Genomic DNA, 19425 nt, shown 5'->3' on the forward strand with positions numbered 1-19425 from the left:
CGCGTAAAATTATCGAATTAGAACAAAAACACCAGCAGTTTCTCCTACGAAACCTCCTCTACTTGTATATTTTGCTCTGTAAACGTAATTGCCATTGATTGCTGGCTGACCTCTAAATGTACCATCCCAGCCCTGAGCCTCTAAAGAACTTGATTCATAGATCAATTCACCCCAGGTAGTGAAGACATAAAACTCAAGGGAAGACAGTCCTCGATGCTTAGGGAAGAACAGATTATTTTTTCCATCTGCCCGATCTGGGGTAAATGCATTAGGGAAAATTATGTCAAAGTTGTCCGTGATTACCAGCTCAATGATGGCCGTACTTTCACATCCCAAATCATCCCAAGTCTTTAGCATAACCAAGAAAGTACCTATTTCTTCATAGATATGTGTTGGTGATGCTTCGGTCGAAGTATTGCCGTCTCCAAAATCCCACTCCCATCTAATTGGATTTCCTTGTGTGAGATCATTGAAAATAATCTGATCTCCAATACCCACCTCTGCATAAGGGGAAAGTTGTCCAGGTACAATTTCAACCTGGTAATCAAAATTGGCAACCAATTCTACTTCAGCAATTCTTACCAGAATTCTTTCTGTAGGAGTATAGCAATTTGAGCCTTTTTCCTTCATTCTTACCCGATAGATTCCCGTTTTTGAGATGGCCCTGATTTCATCCAATCTCAATGCGTTCCCATTACCGTCAAGTACTTCATAATCGTAACGGTTAGGATCGAAGCCATCTATATATAGAGACAAATCCACAGTCTGAGTAGGATCACATACGATGGATGGATTACTTGTCCGGAGATTAGGAATTGGATTGACGGTTACAAGTGCTCTCTCCAATTCTCTTCCACAGGCTGCATTGATATCCAGCTCCACATAATATGGAATAGGAGAATCTGAGTTTTTCAAACCAGTGATGGTTAATATTCCCCTGTTAGACAAGTCATAAGTGATATTTCCATCTGTACTTATTCCTACAGGAATTTCATCAAGTCCATTAGCATCTTTGAACCAAGAATAAGTAAGGCCTCCACCCTGCCCTCCGGAAACTCTTGGAGTCAAAACAGCAACTTCACCTTCACAGATGGTCACATCATCTGTAGCTACTTTGAGCGGCTCATTGGATACAGTAAGGCCAGTTTCTGAAACTTCACAAAGATTAGCATCTGTCAAAGTCACGGTATAGGCTCCAAGTGAAAGGTTATCTACCACAAAGTTGTTTCCATTCCATTGGATAAATGAAGGATCTATAGGTCCTGAATCACTGGTAACCTGCACTTGATATGGGGAGGTCCCACCCGCAACTGTTCCAAAAATCTGTCCATTAGGACTCAGACAGGTAGCACCAATGGCTGTAAGGTCTTGGAATTCCAAAGGTCCACTTGGTCCGGAGATAACATAATTCCCAATTTGAATTACACATCCACTTGGATTTCGCGCAGACAAGGAATAAGTACCCTGAGGCAAATCATCTATCACTGAAGTCGGATAGGCTTGGTAAGGACCTCCGTTTAAGCTGAATTCGATATTTTGGTTGGTAGGAATATTCAAAATCAAACTACCTCCATCTCCAAAACATTGCTCCGGTACTGGGGTCACTTGGACTTCAGGATTACCAAATACCTCAATAGTGACCTGTTTTTGATCTCCAACGCAGATATTTGGTCCATCGACGGTAACCCACAAGTCAAAAGGAGCATTAGTGACGGAAATACCATTAATTGTCAAGTTGCCTCTTGGATTAAGATTGAAAGTCAATCCATTTTGTTGGAATCCATTGTTTATTTTATTCCCAGGGGATATAGAACCTAAATACCAAGTGAAAATCGGATTTGGATTTGATGGATTGATCTCTGGAGCTATTGTCACGGGGATACCATCACAAGTAGAATATACCCGATCCACGATAATTTCAGATGGACCATTATTGATTGCAATCGGACTTGACAAATTGAAATTACATCCATTGGCATCTACAATCTCAAGTGTGTAATCCCCCTGACCCAAACCATCAAACGTGTAAGTAAGGTCACTAGTCTGGTGAGTAAAGGTATCTCCACTGGCAGAAGTCAAAGTCAAGTTATATGGGGCTTTTCCTCCTTCCCATTCAAATGATAAATACCCGTCTTTTAATCCACAAGCCGCATCTTTTGAATCAATCAATGCAGCTTTAATCTCTGTGGCTGCAAGGATACTTACTTGGAATATCTGGGAACAAACAGCACCTTGAACCTCAATGGCGTAATCCCCAGGTGCAAAGGTCTCATTTGCCAATTCTGCAGCAGTGTAAGTAACAGAACCTACTTGGAAAGTCATTCCAGGTTCTAAATCTCCGGTTACAACGATCTTTCCATCATTAGCTTGATAGCAGCTCTCGTCTACCCCAGCGATGGTCATTGCAGGGAATTCGAAGATCTCAAAAGTCACAGGAATTTCCACTCCTGTACACTCCACATAGAGATAGTAAGTGTATGTCCCGGTTGGCAATCCATCGATTAAAAGTGTGGAATTGACAAAATTATTTGGGTCTACTACTATAGTGTAGACAATATCGGAATTGCTAGGATCAGGCCCATCGGAGATCAATCCAGATTGATTTGGATTTTTGTACCAGGCAATTTCAGTTCGGGCGACGGGATCATTGGGATCCCCAGCCTTATGGATAGCTTCCAAAGCAACCTGTTCTCCAAAGCACTTATCCCCGGGAGGAATAAGGATATACTCCGGATCAGGAGCAGTTCCAATTTCGAATTCAAAAACTTCTGAACAACCTCCAGAATCTGTAACAGTCAGATAGTACAGGCCAGGAGCTAAGTTTTCAACTTTTTCCAGGGTCCCAGTGATAGGCGTTCCTGTAGGTGAACCTGCTGTCCACTGATGGGTGTAATTACCCCAACCTCCGGAAATTTCAATGTTGAAAATTTCCCCATTATCAAGACCACAGCTTGCTACAAACTGATTGAAGTCGTCCAATACTATTGGACCTGCCGGACCAAGAATTTCAAAAGATTCTGTAAAGTAGCAGGTAGATTCCCCGTTGAGATCTCTCATATCCAATTGGTAGGTTCCTGCCAGTAAATTTTCGAAAAGCGGTTCTGTCTGCCATGTATTTCCATCAATACTGAACTCATAAGAACCACTACCCCCAGTTGGATTTTCGACCAAAACAGATCCATTAGAATCTCCAAAACAGATGATTGGAGTGACTGCTAAGGAAGCGCCAAGTGGAGGAAGGATTTCAACGGAGGATTGGAAATCTATAGTACAGATGCCGGCGCCTTGTAACCTACCATAATAGGTATAATCACCCGTAATCAACCCACTCACCTCAAGGGTATTGTCAGTCAAAATCTCATAGGAAACAGCCCCATCCGTATCTCCGGAAGAGATGGCTTGGGTGTAGGAAGCATCTTTAAACCAGCGGATTACAAATACTGCACCTACCGGAGCCTGAATATCAGGTAGAATCTCAGCAGTTGCTCCTTCACATAGTACTAGGTCTTGAGGGGTAACAACCACTGTAAGGCCCTCATCATTGACAAGGGTAACTGTAGGAAGTGCTTTGAGGCAATCATTTGCATCCAATACCTGAACATCATAGGTCCCCGGTGCCAACGATCTGATTTCGTAGGTATTTCCTGTTTGGACGAAATCAAAATCTGCTATTGCCTGTCCATTAATGGTAAGGGAATAATCCGGTACACCTCCATTAACTTCAAAAGTAAATGTCCCATTTGAAGCTCCACAAGTCGGATTTTCCTGATTAATCTGAGTAATAATCAGTTCAGGAGTAGGATCAATCGTCACATCGATCAGCTGAATACATCCGGTGACGGTATTAGTCACTTCAACCTGATAGTTTCCTGAAGGAAGTCCTTCAAAAGCACCGCTTCCGCTATCAAATACAGTTGGATTACCCACCAAAGCATAGGAATAGTACGAAGAGGCTCCTGCACTCAAGACCAACATACCGTTGGCTTCTCCAAAGCAAAGCGGAGAAACCGGAGTAAAGTCAGCCGTCGGAAGCGGATTTACAGTCAAAGTCACCGGAACGGGATCCAATAGACAACCGTTTAAGATATCCGGTCTCAGGTAGAAGGTAAATGTTCCAGCACCAGCAAAATCGCTGATATCCAAGCGTCCATTGCCTTGATCCACAATAAAAGTCACTCCCAAAGCAGCATCTACACCGGACAGGATTTCATCCGTTGCTCCTGCATCCCGGTACCATCTATAAACCGGATTAGCATCAGGGGATCCTGGATTTACCACGGTTGGCAAAATGCTTGCGAACTCATTTTCGCAAACTTCCAAATCCTCCAAAGTGTATTCCGGCAAGACCTGAGGAATCAAATCCAAAAATACTTGTCTTTCACAACCATTTTGATCTATTACACTAATCTCAAATGTCCCCCCGGGAAGATTTTCTATGAGATAGACATTCGTTGATGTTTCCGTAGGGCTATAGCTGCTCAGTGAGGTTCCATTGATTTCAACAGTATAATCACCTGTACTGAGCGGGGTTCCTCCCAGTATTTCAAAAGTAAATTGGCCATTATCCAGCTCACAGGTAGGATCTTGTTGTGAAACCAAGTTGATCAATAGTTCTGGAGTAGGATCAATCGTCACGTCGATCAGCTGAATACATCCTGTAACAGAGTTAGTTACTTCAATCTGATAATTTCCTGATGGAAGGCCTTCAAAGGCACCAGTTCCGCTATCAAACGGAATTGGATTACCTACTAAAGCATAGGTGTAATCAGTTGATCCTCCAGCGCTCAAAACCAACCTGCCGGTGGATTCCCCAAAACACAGCGGGGAAACAGGAGTAAAATCAGCCGTCGGTAGAGGATTGACGTTCAGAGTCACCGGAATGGGATTCAATTGACATCCATTTAGGATATCCGGTTTTAAGTAGAAAGTAAATGCTCCCGGTCCAGCAAAATTGCTAATGTCCAATCGTCCGTTGACCTGATTTACAGTAAAAGTCATCCCTAAACCAGCATCCACACCGGAAATAATCTCATCTGTCGCAGCTGCGTCTCTGTACCATCTGAATAATGGATTGGCATCAGGACTACCCGGGTTAACGATTGTAGGTAAAATTGAAGCGAATTCGTTCTCGCACACCTCAAGGTCTGCTAAGGTATACTCAGGCAAAATCTGAGGAACCAAATCTACTATAGCCGTAGCGGGACATGCATTTTGATCCTGAACTAAAATATTGTAAGTCCCTCCAGGTAAATTATCTACCCGGAATACATTGGGAGATAATTCCGTAAAGGTAAATGTACTAAGAGCTGCTCCGTTGATTTGAATAGAATAAGTTCCAGAAGGCGAAGGAGTTCCTCCCACAATAGAAAAAGTCAGTGAACCGTTATCCAAATCACAAGAAGGATCCACCTCTTGAGTGACAGTCAGGATAAGTTGAGAAGGATCTTGGATAGAAACCTGAATTACATCCTCGCAGAAAGTGTTTCTGTTCCTTACTCTTACACTATAATTTCCAGCTGTAATTCCCGAATTAAACACTGGACTCGATTGATAAGGAGTGAGTCCATCCAGCATAAATTCAAAATCCGTGACAGATCCGTTGGACACATTGACCTCTATGATTCCATCGTTCCCTCCAAAACAAGAAGCTGATTGTGCTCTGACTATTTCAATTGCAGGTAATGGATTTACTGTTATAGTTGCTGACAAAATCGGAAGATCGCAGACCACAGGATTACTTGGGTCATAAGGATCTAGGATAGGCTTAATGTAAACTTCAAACGTCTGCAACGAAGGTGAGGCAGGGAAATTTGAAGCAGTCAAAGTACCTGAAGTTGAATTCACTGAAAAATCAATCCCCCAAGGATTGGGATTTCCACCGCCGATTTCTTGAGTTGCAGAGGCATCTGCATACCACTTAAATTGAGTATTCAGACTTGGGAAGCCAGCATTGAGAGTGCTTACATTGATCGTAGCCGTTTGACCCCAACAGACCGTGGCATCATTAACATCAAATACAGGAAGAATTTGAGGTGTAATTACCTGACTGCTTGAGATCTGACAGCCTTGAGTGTCTTGAACAGTTAAAGTAAGGGTATAAGAGGGGGCAGAGATAAGATCTTTAACCTCAAATATATCGGCACCTACTTGATTGACAACCGGAGGAGATGCTCCGGGATATCCGGTTATTGATACAAAACTGTAGGTTCCATTGCCTTCAGAGGCTTGCCATGTGATGGAACCATTGTCAAGTTCACAACTTGGATTTACGAAGTTGATTACATCCAGTTCAAGTGTATTATCCGGACCAAGAATTTCAAAATCATAGGACAATTCACAATCCGGATTACTTGCTAATCCTGTCACCGTGTATCTTCCTTTACTCAATCCTGGGAAAAATCCAGTGGATTGAACAGGTCTTATTTCGTTTCCACTTTCATCGAGTAAAACGTATTGAGACAATACTTCATTTCCCCGTCTAAAGACAATATCAATACTTCCTGAATTGCCTAAACACCAATCGTTCTCTATCACCGGAGGATCAAAACTTACTGCCGGGAATACGGTGACAGTCGCAGCGATCTCCAAGTCACCCAGGATGGAACAAAGATTCTGAGAGCCTGTTCTATCCTCTTCTAATTCTACATAATAATTATAGACAAAAGGATTACCTCCCTGAGATACAAGCCCATTTACGATCAAATGCCCCTGAGCATTGATTTCATAGGTAAATCCGTCAGGTGCAGGCGTAGATGGATTGGAGGTAATAGGTTGCGTCTTTGCAGCATCCTTATACCATTTAAAGGTAGGCGTCCTGCCATTTAAATATACCGGATCTACTTCCGGAACGATTGTCACCGTCTCTCCTTCACAGATTTCAAAGGTATCTTGATCCACAGTGACAGGAGTTCCCAATTCATCTTCAATAATCGGAACGATCAGCCTGTCTTCACAATATCCATCCGCTCCATCGTCCAGAGGATTTCGGATGACAAGAACATATTGACCTACATTTACACCTTCCAGTTCAAAGATGGCTGATTCTCCATCACTGACCACATTACCAATGACATTGCCCTCACCAAGGTTGGTTTCTACTCCTGCGGTATTGGTATACAACCAAAAATGCTCAAATCCGGGGATTAGATTTCCCACTTCAGCGGTGATTTTGCCATCATTTTGCCCATCACAGGTAGGAAGCTCAATCACTGGAGGAGCTAAAAACTCAGGTATAGGGTTGATAATTACCACCAACTCCTTTGGCTTTGAGGTCAAACCAAAATTATCAGTAATCGTGTAGTAGATTTTTGACCTACCCGTTGCACCGGGGTTGGGGGTAAACACAATTTGAACCCGGTCTCTTAGATCCTCAAAATTACTGTCATCCAAGTCCTCGATAGTTGCAGTGAACGTACCTAATGGAGTAGGTTTCTCAGATAAATCACTGGTACAGGAAATACAAATTGGAGTTAGACCACACTGAGTGTGGTCAATATCTGAGGAGAACGTATTCCAAGGAGCTAAAGGATTATTAATATCCAGACCATCCTCATAAAGCTGAATACACTGAATGAAAGCTTTGTCCGAACTCCTTAGATCTACATCAATAAAAATCTCCAACTCCTCATCAACACAAGTTCTGTAAAACTCATCAGAAGCTTCCGGTCTTTGAGCCTCCTCCACTTTGGAGACGTCAACCGCCAAATTTCGGATTTCATGGTAATTGGTATTTTCCCCTGTGGCAGCAGAAAAACCCAATTTAATGGTCTCAGGAGCAGCAAAATTATAGTGTGTAGGACCAATAACTCGGTAAACATTGGCTCCTACTCGTATATCTACAGTCAAATCATATCCTACATCCGTCCTTGGAGAAAGATTCACATAGACTTTTCTATACTCAGGATCTGAGCAGGTAAGTCCTGGAAATGGGGTATCTATTGTGAATTGATCTGCAATTGGTCTAGGGGCAATGTTAACTTCTTCGTAATCAAAAACCTCATAATTATTTGACTCAGGACCTCTGATTCCCACAGTATGAGGATATCTCATGAATCCAGGGATTTTTGGGTTTGGACCTAGCCCATTTGGTTTATTTGGTGGAGTTGATTCCAAGCTGATAAAATTGCCCCACTCATCTAAAGCAACACCAATGTATGCACCAGAAAGCCCAGGTAAATTTCCTGTTGTACTATTATTTCTCGGAGCGTAACCTAATGATCCCCCAAAGCCCCCAATGTTAAATGGAAGAGAAGGTGGCAAATCCCCATAGGCTCCATCAAACATAAAAAATACAATTCCATCTGCTCCTGTACCTCCATAGCTCAAATACTCAAAAGAAACCTGAATCCCATACTCGGGCGAGAAAGGTAAATCCAGATATACATACCCATCTTTGTATTGTTGATTGGCTGTCAGCCGGATAGATTGACCGGTGAGTGCTCCAGCAAGACTTCCCGGTCCACTCCCATCCCCAAAAAGTGTAACATCCGGTCTCCTGATATCATCAATGCCACCAATAAAAGGCTCACAATACGGATACCCTTCTCTGGAAATTGAAACTTGGGAATTTCCCCGATTTGGCAAGAGCAAAAAAATGACGAAAAATATCCCTAGGTAAGAATAATGCCATTTTAAATTTGCCTTGTAGTTGAATTGCATCATTTTAAAAGCAACACACCGGGTGGTTTTTCAAAGATAAAGATATCCTGCTGTCAGAAACGTTTTGAATCATTTTACTCGGTCAAATCTTATCGCCTTCTGTACAAATAAGCCAAATATTTCTCTTGTTTATGGTTGAACTATGAGTAAATCGCCTTGAAAGTGTCTTAAGCAAAAGATTTACCTTCAAAACATTTGCCAAAGCTTAATAACTGCTAATTTCTTTTACAGAATAGTTTCATTTTAATCTCAATTTGCCGGAATATTCCCGACTCCGGAAAAAGAGGAATGGCAATAGTAAGGTTCGGATATGAAGATTTTACTTGGCACAGGGATCTTTTCTTTTTAAACTAACCTTGGTTTTGATGTGTATCAAGGGAGACGAAGATCATCTATTTAAAGGTAGGGATAAGTTTTCTCCCAAATCAATCCATGGGCTATCAGTTTTTAAACAAATAAATCAGGTGAACCTGACCGAAAAATGAAACAGGATTATATCCGGAATGAAAGTCCTTAGTGGAAATCCCCTTATCCTGCCACTGGTAATTTCTGGCTTGGATCAGTTCTACCTGTCCACTAAGAATCAATTGATCCCATTGGTGATCCCAAAGCAGTCCGAGACTATAATCAATCCAAGGCTTCTTGGGAAAGGAATTGGCCAATGCGCCATAAAAGAAATCTTGGTGATTCTCTATTCGTTTCAATACCACTCCAACTTTGGAAACATCCTTGACAGAGGAAATTTCCATGATCTGGGCATTGGCACCCACTCCTATACCCCCACCAAGTGACTGCCCATAATTGGTGAAACCTCTGACTTGGTAGTGAGTTTGCCAACTCGTGTTAATCACCCCCAAGATGGGATATCGAATGTACCTATTGACAGATTCCTGTTGATGAAAGATCTCTCCTTTGATTTGGAGCATCCTTTCGGAAGAAGGCATTGGAATCAGCTTTTGAAACCCTAAAAGAAAAGCGCGGGCATGTTCTGGATTCAGAATAAATTCTCTCCAGTTGAAATTGTGGTCATGCTTTCCAAACTCCGAGTAAACTTCAAATCTTCCTTTGGAATCATGAAATCTAAAAAAGACGGATACTAATTGATCTTGGGCCTGTTGATCATAAAAAACGGAATTCCCGTTTTCAAACAGCTTTTCCTTCTGGAAAACCTCAAACACAGGCAGCCTCCCGCGAAAGCTTTTTTCTACATCATCATTGTATTGCTGAAAAACCCGGTTAAATCCTAAAGTCAGCCCTTTTAGAAACTTGGGTTGAAATGAAATGGACATCCCATTGATATACTTCCAATCTCCATTGAATGGTCTGAAGTATTGTTCATTCAGAGCGACGTTCTGAGAAGGACTCAGGCCTGAGTCCTCAGCTCTTCCAAATATCATCTGAGCTTCCAACAGACCTATACCAATATTTGCTGGTGATTTAGTCTTTAAGAAAAGATGGTTTATTCCTCTGGAATTATTGCTGAAAAGCAGGGATGAAAATTGCCCCGGTCCCCACCAAATGTTCTGACTTCCAAAGCCTAATTCAGCTTTGCCTAAGGATAATGAGATAAAGGATTGTCCCCAGGAAAAAACCTGATTAAAATCTCCCTGAAAGCGCTCAGGATGATCTCCAAAATTCCAGTATCTGAATCTGGCAAAGTTGACATTGTCGGAGAAAGTACTGGGATAGCCATCAAAAGCCTTATTCTGAGAAAAGGCGATTTCAGGTCTCAATTGAACCTCCAGAAAATGAAATTTCAAAAAAGCTCCGGGAGAAAATAAGTTTTGGACTCCTGTTCCATTTTGGAGGCTATAATTGCCCCAACCAAAGGGTCGATTCGAATTAACCACTGTGGTATTCAAGATAGGCAGGAGCTTGAAGACAGATTTTGGTTCTTTCTTTTCTGATTCATTTTCTTTTCTCCCAACTGAATCATTAAACAAGGAATCCGAAAAGTCATCATCCCATCGGACAGGCCTGGCGGAGAAGGAGTAATCCAGATAGTTTTTTCCCAAAAGCTGGCTTCTTCGGGCCTGTTCTTCCAAAACAGGAAAACCGGCAGGAATAGTCTGGCCCATCAAGAGAAAAGGGAAAAGCACCATAGTTGAGCCGATGACCAAACTCCACTCTGTTACCTTTCTGCTCCTCGTCTCTAAACTGAATGAACACAGAGAAAAAGCATTTGTAATCCATTTGCCCAACATCACATTTACTCCTTCAATACGCATCTTAAGCCTGCCTCATCTCAATCGGTTAACCCGATTTTCTCCCTGTCTATGTTGGTCCGTTTTATCCAAAGGAATTAAACATTTTGATATACTTCTTGGTGATGGCCTTCCAGGAATAGTTCTTTTTGGCCAACTTATAAAGATCATTCTTCATCGCTTCACGATCCAGTTCCTTAATGTTCAGAAGTAATCCTTTAAGCTCTTCAAAATCGGAAAAATAATGGGCGCGTCCGAAGGTAGTCTCCCTGTTATAGTTTACTCCATAGGCGATCACAGGAAGGCCCAAGTACATCGCTTCCACCAAAGAAGGATTGGTTCCTCCTGCGCTATGTCCATGGAGGTAAAAGAAACAATTCGATCGGAGTACATTTAATTCGTCAGTCTCATAAATCGGATTGTACAAAATAATATTCTCTACCGTGGAATAGTCGTGGTAAAGCTTAAGCCCATAATCGTTGGCGTTCCAATTGCCTACGACCACATAGGGCATTCCTATATCACACTCTTTGAAGGCTCGCAATTGCATTTCCACATTGTTTTCCGGTTCTATTCGGCAAACAGTGAAAATATAAGGAGCCCCTAAAAAGGAGAACTTCTTCAAATAAGGCTCGGAATCGACAAAATTCACATGATTTGCTCCGTAGGCTATCAAGAAAGAAGATTTGCCATACTCCTCTTCCACATAGTCTTGGATGTGCTTATTGTCCGAAATGACTCCATGGGAAAACGTGACCGCAAGACGTTCAGACAGCTTCAGAAATTTCTTTGCAAACCAGCCCCATTTGTCCCGCTTCCACTCCAATCCATCGATATGCGTGACAATTTTAGCGGAGGTGAAAGGTCTTATAAAGGGAAGTAAAATAGCCCCCGATACTCCCAGCAAAAGAATGTAATCATGACTTCTGTAAGACTTTAATAAACACAGACTATCATAAATAATGCTCTGTGCCCCATTGGCCTTTTTATTTATATAGATAAGATTGGCCCCTTTGTAGGATTCTAGTTTTTCGGGATACGCATCACTTTCGCAAAAAACGGTGACGTCAAAGAATTTGGGTAAAAGATCCAGAAGGTTGTCAACTAGCGTCTCAAACCCACCATAATTCGCAGGAACACCTACGATACCAAGAATAGCAAGTTTTTTCTTAATCATTCAAATATGCTTTCATAGCCTCCAATGCAAGAAATCTATCTTTCTCAACATTGATTAAAAAGTAACGACCCAAAGATTGACGGATTGTACTTGGGTTTTTTACCTTAGAAATCAATCGGAATTTACCTATCTCTTCAATTGCATCCTGAAATACCAAATATCGCACCGAAAGCTCTCCGTCCGGATAAACAAAGTGGGCATCACCGGAAGGCACATCCGAATATATGGCTGAAGTCTTAATCTGCTTGGACCACAAATTATACGCCCAATGAAGAATCCCCTGATACCCTCGGATATCCGCTAAATGAGCCAAAAAATAAATATCACGCAGATCTGAGGTCAGCAAAGAATTGGGCTGGTTAGACTGCTCAAAACAGGAAGTATACATTAAGGTGCGCCCGTTGATTTGCACCCGTGAAGAAAACTTCTCTTCGTCCAGACTCACATTGACTGGCATAGCGTATTCTTCCATCTGCTTGGCGAGGGCAGGACTCAATCTTCCGGCAAATGAAAATTTGAATCCCGGAGCAATTTCATTGATCCAGTTTTTCAGGAGAATGGTCTGTGTGGGATCCCGTTCATCAATGACCCAATAGGTTTTGTATTTCCAATTCCTCTGTTCCAGAAAGTCAGCGGTCGCTTGGATGAGGGGTTTGAAAAAGGCCTGATAGGGCTCTGAATTCGGAGCGGCATTGATGGCTTTTACCTGATTGCTCTTTTCGTCAAAAAAGTAAAAGTTCTGATTCCAGGGAAAGAGATTATGAATCGAAATCTGCTTATCCACTCCTACTTCCTGAGCTTTTAGGATATAGGCTTCTAGATTTGAAAAATCATAAGAATAGGTATTGTCCTGCTTGCGAGTCACCTGAATCATCATTTCATCCAAGGGACGGATTTTGGTATTGTAAAGATCCCAGAAAATGGAAATAGTCAAAGACTCTTGGTTGATCCCTTTTAGCGAATAGAGCATTTCCTCCAGCTTTTCCCAGTGTTGAGACGACCAAGGCTTGACTCCATAATAATCTGCCACGCTTATAGGAAATTGCCAAAAATCAGCCCCAAATGAAACCTCCTCAACCAATGGAGCTACTCTATCCAGCACATTCACCTTTCCTTTCAGCTGATGATCTTTTCCATTTTGGGTAAAACTTAGAATCAAATCATAATTTCCAGCTTTTGCCCAATGAGGAATATGCAATTTTAACAAGCCCCATTTCATGGTCGAGTCTGCCTCCAATCTAGGTTGGACAAGCGGTCTGGCTCGATCAGGAATCAAGGCTTCCTTGAATTTTCCGTTTGCTTTTGCCTGTCCACAATTCCCGGCAGAAAAATCTCCCCAAACCGAGTGGATTTCAAACCATTCCTTCTTCGATTCCAATCCGGGTGTAGAAACTTGGATAGATACTGGGGAAGTAGCACTGGACTCATATTTGAAAGGAATAAGCAAACTTTCCTGACGCCATGCAGAATAGGCCCCCGAAAAAGAAGCAGGTTCATACAGCTTCTCCAACTTAACAAATTCAGCTTTTTGCCCCTTTGCTGAAAGTGCTATCAGTAAAAATGAAAAAAACAACCATCTCATGAGTTTAAAATTTCAATCACCTTTCGTTCAAATTCCGGTAAGCTATACTTTTTGGAAGCCTCAAATGCCCCATAGCTCAATCTTTCCCAAAGTTCAGGGTTTTTTGCCAGATCCTGAATTTTACCTTCGATCAAATTGGCATCGATGTAATCAATTTTATATCCATTGACATCATTTTCAACCAACTCGGCCACTCCTCCTTTTGTAGGCACAATCGCAGGAAGCCCAAAACAAAAACCTTCCAAAACGGTCATCCCAAAGGTCTCCAGCCAATGCTCTGGATGAGCAAGATTTAAAAGCAAATGTGATTTTTGATAAAAAGGAATCACGTCCTCCTGTACAGGGAAAATCTCAATATTTGACCCGAGAATCAAGTCGTTTTTCCATTTCACCACCTCTTCCTCAAGATCACTCAATACCAAAATAAACCGGATTTGGGGAAGTTGATTGCTCAGCTTTACAAAATCATTGATTCCTTTGTAAGGCCTCAAAGAGGCTAACATGAGGACAGTGAACGTATCTGAGGTCCATGAGACCGGAGCTGCCTTTTCAGAAATCCTCGCATTGACCACATTGGGTAAAAGATGAATTTCCCTATTGCCCAACTTGGGATTGGATTTTAGAAAATCCGAAACCACGATTTTTTTTGTACTGAAATGCCTAACCCACCAAAATAAAAATCTGTCCAGAATCTTTGGATTTACTTCATTTTCATGGACATGAGTAATGACCGTCTTTCCCATCAACCTACCTGCCATTATCGCCGAAAAAGGCAATATGGTGTTGGTATAGAATGCGGATTTCTCCCCCAAATGCCTCAAAAGAACTCCCAGCAAGAGTAATTGACTAGAAAAAAAAGTAAAGAGGGTAATCCATCGGTTGGGATATCTTTTATAATAATTGCGTCTGTATTTTATTCCGGAAATACCTGATAAAAAGCCTTGGGCCGAGCTCGTGTAAAGCTCAATTTGATAGCCTGCTTTCACTGCAGTTTCGATCACACTTCTCAGGACCTGAGGGCTCCCTGTGAAATTATTCAGCAGGTGAAAAAAGATGAGCTTTTTTTTCAACTTTCGGATAGCTCTGGAAAATCAGAAGGAATACTGCCAATAGTATATAAATGGTAGTGGAGTAAAACTCATGGGTAAACTGTTGGGCCACGATGAAAATGTAAAAAAGCATGGCCGCATAGAATATTTTTCCCTTAGCCCAAAAGAGAAATGAAAAAGTAAATACAGAAATCAGGTAAAAAAAATAGCCAACAAACCCATAGGTAAATAACAAAACGGAGGTGCCATTTTCGATATAGCCTGTGCGGTAAAAGGTGCCACGGGCTATACTGTCGTCCACCATATTATTTCCATGCCCAATCAGGTATTGGATCCAATTGGTTTGCTGGAAGAAGGCAATTCGAAATGCCTCCAAAAGGTCAGATCTTGAGCTCAGGGTATTCAGGTTGAAAATCAATTTGTTGATAAAATCAAAGAAGTATATCACGAATGCTATACCCAAAGCCACACTAAACCAAAAAATCCGCTTATGCTTAAAAAACAGGATGATGTAATAAATCAGCAGACTGTTTCTATTGAAAGTCAAAACCAATCCCAAAAGAACCACCAAATAGGCTACTTGATCCAGGTAGTTCACTTTTCCTTGATCCTTTTTCCAATAGTAAATCAAAAACCATCCAATAATCAAAGTACCATAGGCTTGAACAGTGGTCGTCAGTCCTTTTGCAGCATGAAGAAAAGGCAATCCCTTGTCATACATGGGATGCACGTAGGAGTTAAGTCCAAAAATATAACTGGCTATCACGAAAAAAATTCCGGCACTAATATGCAGGAATAAGGCCCACTGAATAAGCGTAAGAAAATCCTCCTCCTCCCCCATCAAAATAACGAAAGCCAATCCAATTACAGGAAAGAAAATAATCAGCGAAGACTCCGGAAGATTAATCAGATAGGATAGTAGGGACAAACCAAGACTGAGAATAAGGACTAATAAGGACTGTGCAGGAACCCTTTTTCCTTGGACTAAGGAGTGAAAAAGCAATACACCCACTGCCAAGGTCATCAATGCCTTGTCTAGCTGGAAACTGACAAGCTGGGTGCAAGAGGTCAAAAACAACACCAAAATCCAGCCTATCCGGACAATTCCCGAAACAAACCCAAGAGCTATGGTAGAGCTGTTATCCAAGGTATTCTGACAATTTCTTAAGCTGATAAAATCTGGAATACTTTAAATCTGCTTTTCTTGAGGCAGCCTTAAGTGAGGATATTTCCTTTCTATCCAGGTACATATCCTGAAGCTTGAGGATAACTTCTGCTCCTTGCTTTGAATTTTGGGCAAAAAAGCCCAATCCAGAATCCGTTAAAATTTCCTCCATCAAATCCTGGTCTGTTGGGCAAAGGAAAACAGGTTTGCCTAAGGCAAGGTATTCATAAAGCTTGGAGGAAGGGATTCCTTTCATCTTTCCATAAGCTATTCCCAGAAACACATGGGACTTTTGCAGCATTTTCAGCGCTTTGGACCTAGGAAATCGTTCCGTGACTTGGACCCAAGGCTTAAGCTGGTCTGGAACCAAGGATTCGATCCGCTTTTTTTCCTTCAAATCAAATCCTGCACCCATAAAAATCAAGCGAAAAGGCCGATTCATCGCATAGCATTGGCTGAGAACCTCCAAAATCAGACTGATATCCTGGGAAGGATAAAGCACCCCACTGTAAATAACCGTAAACTGGTCAAAGGGCTCTGTTTCCGGCATTGTCAAAAGACCTTCCTCGTAGCCATTTTGGATAGTGATACCTCTTTTATTCAAAAATTTTGATATCCTCTCTGTGTATGGATTGGAAACGGAAATGATTGATTCGGCTGTACCTACCCATTTTTTTTCATATCTGGACTCCAGCTTCGCCACCCACTTGCGGACCACACTTCCACTTTTCTCCATCTGAAGCTCATTGGTACTCCAATCATCCCTGTAATCGGCTATCCAATTTATCCCAAATCTTTTTTGAAGTGAATATCCAATTCTAAACAGGTAAAAAGGCTCAGCAGAAATAATAAGCGTCCGAAAATGGTCTTTGCTGATTAAGTCCTTCAGATAAGGCAAATAGCTTGCAAAGGAGGTAAAGCGAAGAGAAAACTGTACTAAAGCCACATCGAGTAGTCTAACCAACAAAAAAAGAGGCCTCAGCCAAGTCTCGCCAAAATGTAAATAAGACCAATCCAGCATACCCGGTCGAAAAGGCAAATAGTGGACCTCATGTGTGGTAAATTTTTCGATTCTCACTTCATCTCCTAGGGGCAATTTGGTATCGTGATGGGTTCTGATTTCCGGATTCCATGCTCGGGTGACCACTACGGGGTAAAACCCAAGACGATGGAAATTTTCCGCCCAATAACTTATCCGTTGTGCAGGAGTGAGGGTACAGGGTTGGAAATAATGAGAAAGTAATAAGATCTTTTGCAAAAGCTTAGGATAAAGCTTCCTCCGGAGCAGCAGTAATTCTTTGCATGAAGCCGGAAAGGTTGGTTTCCGCTCTAAAATTCAATTCCCAAAACCTTCTGACTCCTTTCCGAAATTCAGGGTCTCGAGATTTCCCTGACTTGATCCAATCTTCGAATTGTCTTACCAAGTCATCTACATTTTGCCCTTCCTCAACAAGGCAACCCGTGGAATCCACTACCAATTCCCCAATACCTCCTACCCGATTGGCAAAAACGGGAATCCCAAAAGAAATCGCCTCCATCATGGAAACAGGAATTCCTTCGGACTCACTCAAGTTGACCAGAGAGTCCACAAATTGAGTAGAATAGAAGTGCATAAGGGCTTCGTTACTAACTTTCCCTTTGAAGGAAATTTCCAAGTTTTGCGGTCTTTCTCCCAATTTGCCAATGATTCGGTCAAACTCCTTATTTCCCCCTCCAAAGTGAGTCCAGCGAATTGGTAAAACCGAATTGAATAGGACTTGGGCAATCAATTCTACCCGCTTGAGTGGAATCAGGGAAGAACAGGTAACGATATGATATCGGCCCTCAGAAGGGGAAATAGGCCCCATACCGAAATCCTCCACTCCCAAACGCGACAATTTTACTTTTTCCTTATGCTCTGAAAAATTATCCAGAATGTAATTCATCCCATGGGAAGAAATCGGCCAAATAGCTGTTGTCTCTTGGTAGATCGTGTTACGGAATGCAATCCTTCCTGAAGGACTTCTTTCATTATACAGGTCCCCTCCATGAGTTCTTACTACAAATTTGACATTGGGATACTTCCTCTTTAACAAGGAAATCGCGAAGGCATTTGTATCTACCCAATAGGAATAGAAAAGAGGGTTTTCTTCTTGATTCAATAATTTTTCCAGCTCATTTCTAATCTTGAGCGCAAATGGGATATGATAGACCCAATATTTTAGCTGATAGAAATTCAAGCCATCCCATGAAATCTGCCCCTTCAATAAGGTTAGAAATTGAGGGAAGTTTTGGACTAAAGCGGAGGCGACCTGAAAAGGAGTCTCCGGATTTCTGATGGGTTGGATTAGAACATTTTCAGGAACCTTTCTCTGAAAAGAATAATCCCTCACCGAAGTGGGAATTAGGATAATCTGCTCAAACTCATTTGCTAAGCGTTTTAGCTCCGGCACCAAAAACTCTTCCCCTGATTCAAAGGGGAATTTTTGGGTCAAAAGGCAAAGAGTTTGTGGGTTTTTCATCTTTTAGCTTCAGTCCAAGATCTGTCGGACTTTTACAGAAAAATCAAGATGCTTTTCGGCATACTTTCTAATCTCAACAGGGCTGAAATCAATCAGGTCTGGATTGAAGTTTTGAAAAAACTTTACCAAATCATCAATCGGCTCGTGATTAGCCAGCTGAATTCTAAATTTTGCCTCTTTTCCAAAATCGGGATCATTCCCAACGACAATAAAGGGCAAACCCGCAGCACAGTACTCTCTGGATTTCAATTCGGAAGCTGTAGAAAGATTTTTCCGATACAAAGCAAGTGACCCAACAGCAAGATGTGCCGTTTCATAATGAGTATAGAGTTCCTCCCCTTTCAAAAAACCAAGAAAGTTCACATAGCTATCCAAACCCAATTTTTTTACCCTTTCCTTCAACTGGCAAAAGACAGCGCCTTCACCGATTACCTTCAGAAAGATCTTGAGCTTGGATTCTTTGGAATTAACCTGGGCCATGGCATCTATTAATCGATCAATTCCATGCCAATAATTAAGAGAAGCTACACAGACCAAGTCCAGTCGGTCTCCCGTCCATTTAGGAACTGAATTGCGGATTGGTATCGAGTTGACCTCTATTCCATTCCCCAAAAGCTGGGTTCTCGACCTATTCCCTAAGAGAAACCAGGAACTCTCATTAGCATATTGCAAAATCCGACTGACAAACCAGTAAGGAATTGGGCCTGAAACAATGAGATAAGCTAAATCTTTAATCTTTCTGATAAGGGAGCTAGATGATTTGGCAAGTTCCTTGATGGCGGTGCCATTTGGGGTAGGTACGTCCATTACCAATTTTATGCCTCTCTTTTTAGCCCGAATAAATGCTGGAATCAGGTAAAAATTGTATTGACAAATACTCCGAAAAAGAATTACTTCTGCCTGAGCTTGGTCTAAAGCTTGACTTAACTTGCAAAGAAATCCTGGCTCGGGAACTATATTGATCCAAGAAGTCGAATAGCCTATCCGACTTGCAGCTTCCAAAGTACCTTGGATTTTGTTAACTACTCCAGGGCTTTTTTCAGGATAGAAGGAAGAAATGTAAATCAGTTTCCTCATTCAGATACAGAA

At 41.8% G+C, this 19425-nt stretch carries 9 protein-coding genes; all 9 read right to left on the bottom strand.

The genetic code is table 11. The features are described 5' to 3' along the window. Positions 1–9: 9 nt before the first annotated feature. The 9 genes from AAA942_RS16795 to AAA942_RS16835 all read right to left on the bottom strand — a co-directional run bounded on the left by AAA942_RS16795 (position 10) and on the right by AAA942_RS16835 (position 19413). Entirely contained in the window at positions 10–8658 is an 8649-nt protein-coding gene (locus AAA942_RS16795) for a PKD domain-containing protein (protein WP_338221456.1), read from the bottom strand. A gap of 440 nt (positions 8659–9098) precedes the next feature. Beyond that, positions 9099–10886: a capsule assembly Wzi family protein gene (locus tag AAA942_RS16800; RefSeq protein WP_338221457.1), complete on the bottom strand. Its 1788-nt coding sequence runs from the start codon at positions 10884–10886 to the stop codon at positions 9099–9101. A gap of 61 nt (positions 10887–10947) precedes the next feature. Continuing rightward, a complete protein-coding gene (locus tag AAA942_RS16805) occupies positions 10948–12039 on the bottom strand; it encodes a DUF1972 domain-containing protein (protein WP_338221458.1) in 1092 nt (363 codons plus the stop codon). Beyond that, positions 12032–13621 (bottom strand): DUF4091 domain-containing protein, encoded by a 1590-nt coding sequence (locus AAA942_RS16810; RefSeq protein ID WP_338221459.1) that lies wholly within the window; start codon positions 13619–13621, stop codon positions 12032–12034. Before AAA942_RS16810 ends, AAA942_RS16805 begins: the two co-directional genes overlap by 8 nt. Further along, positions 13618–14691 carry a glycosyltransferase family 4 protein gene (locus AAA942_RS16815; protein ID WP_338221460.1) on the bottom strand — a complete coding sequence of 358 codons (1074 nt, stop codon included), beginning with the start codon at positions 14689–14691 and terminating at the stop codon, positions 13618–13620. Before AAA942_RS16815 ends, AAA942_RS16810 begins: the two co-directional genes overlap by 4 nt. Next, positions 14654–15817 carry a hypothetical protein gene (locus AAA942_RS16820; RefSeq protein WP_338221461.1) on the bottom strand — a complete coding sequence of 388 codons (1164 nt, stop codon included), beginning with the start codon at positions 15815–15817 and terminating at the stop codon, positions 14654–14656. Before AAA942_RS16820 ends, AAA942_RS16815 begins: the two co-directional genes overlap by 38 nt. Further along, positions 15810–17093, bottom strand: coding sequence for a glycosyltransferase (locus tag AAA942_RS16825; protein ID WP_338221462.1), 1284 nt, complete (start codon positions 17091–17093; stop codon positions 15810–15812). The genes AAA942_RS16820 and AAA942_RS16825 overlap by 8 nt, the downstream gene beginning before the upstream one ends. A gap of 4 nt (positions 17094–17097) precedes the next feature. Then, on the bottom strand, positions 17098–18336 hold the full coding sequence (locus AAA942_RS16830; RefSeq protein ID WP_338221463.1) for a glycosyltransferase: 1239 nt from the start codon (positions 18334–18336) through the stop codon (positions 17098–17100). Between the two features lie 9 nt (positions 18337–18345). Continuing rightward, entirely contained in the window at positions 18346–19413 is a 1068-nt protein-coding gene (locus AAA942_RS16835; protein WP_338221464.1) for a glycosyltransferase, read from the bottom strand. Between the last annotated feature and the right edge of the window lie 12 nt (positions 19414–19425).

Source organism: Algoriphagus sp. oki45, from assembly GCF_036245605.1.
GTDB lineage: Bacteria > Bacteroidota > Bacteroidia > Cytophagales > Cyclobacteriaceae > Algoriphagus.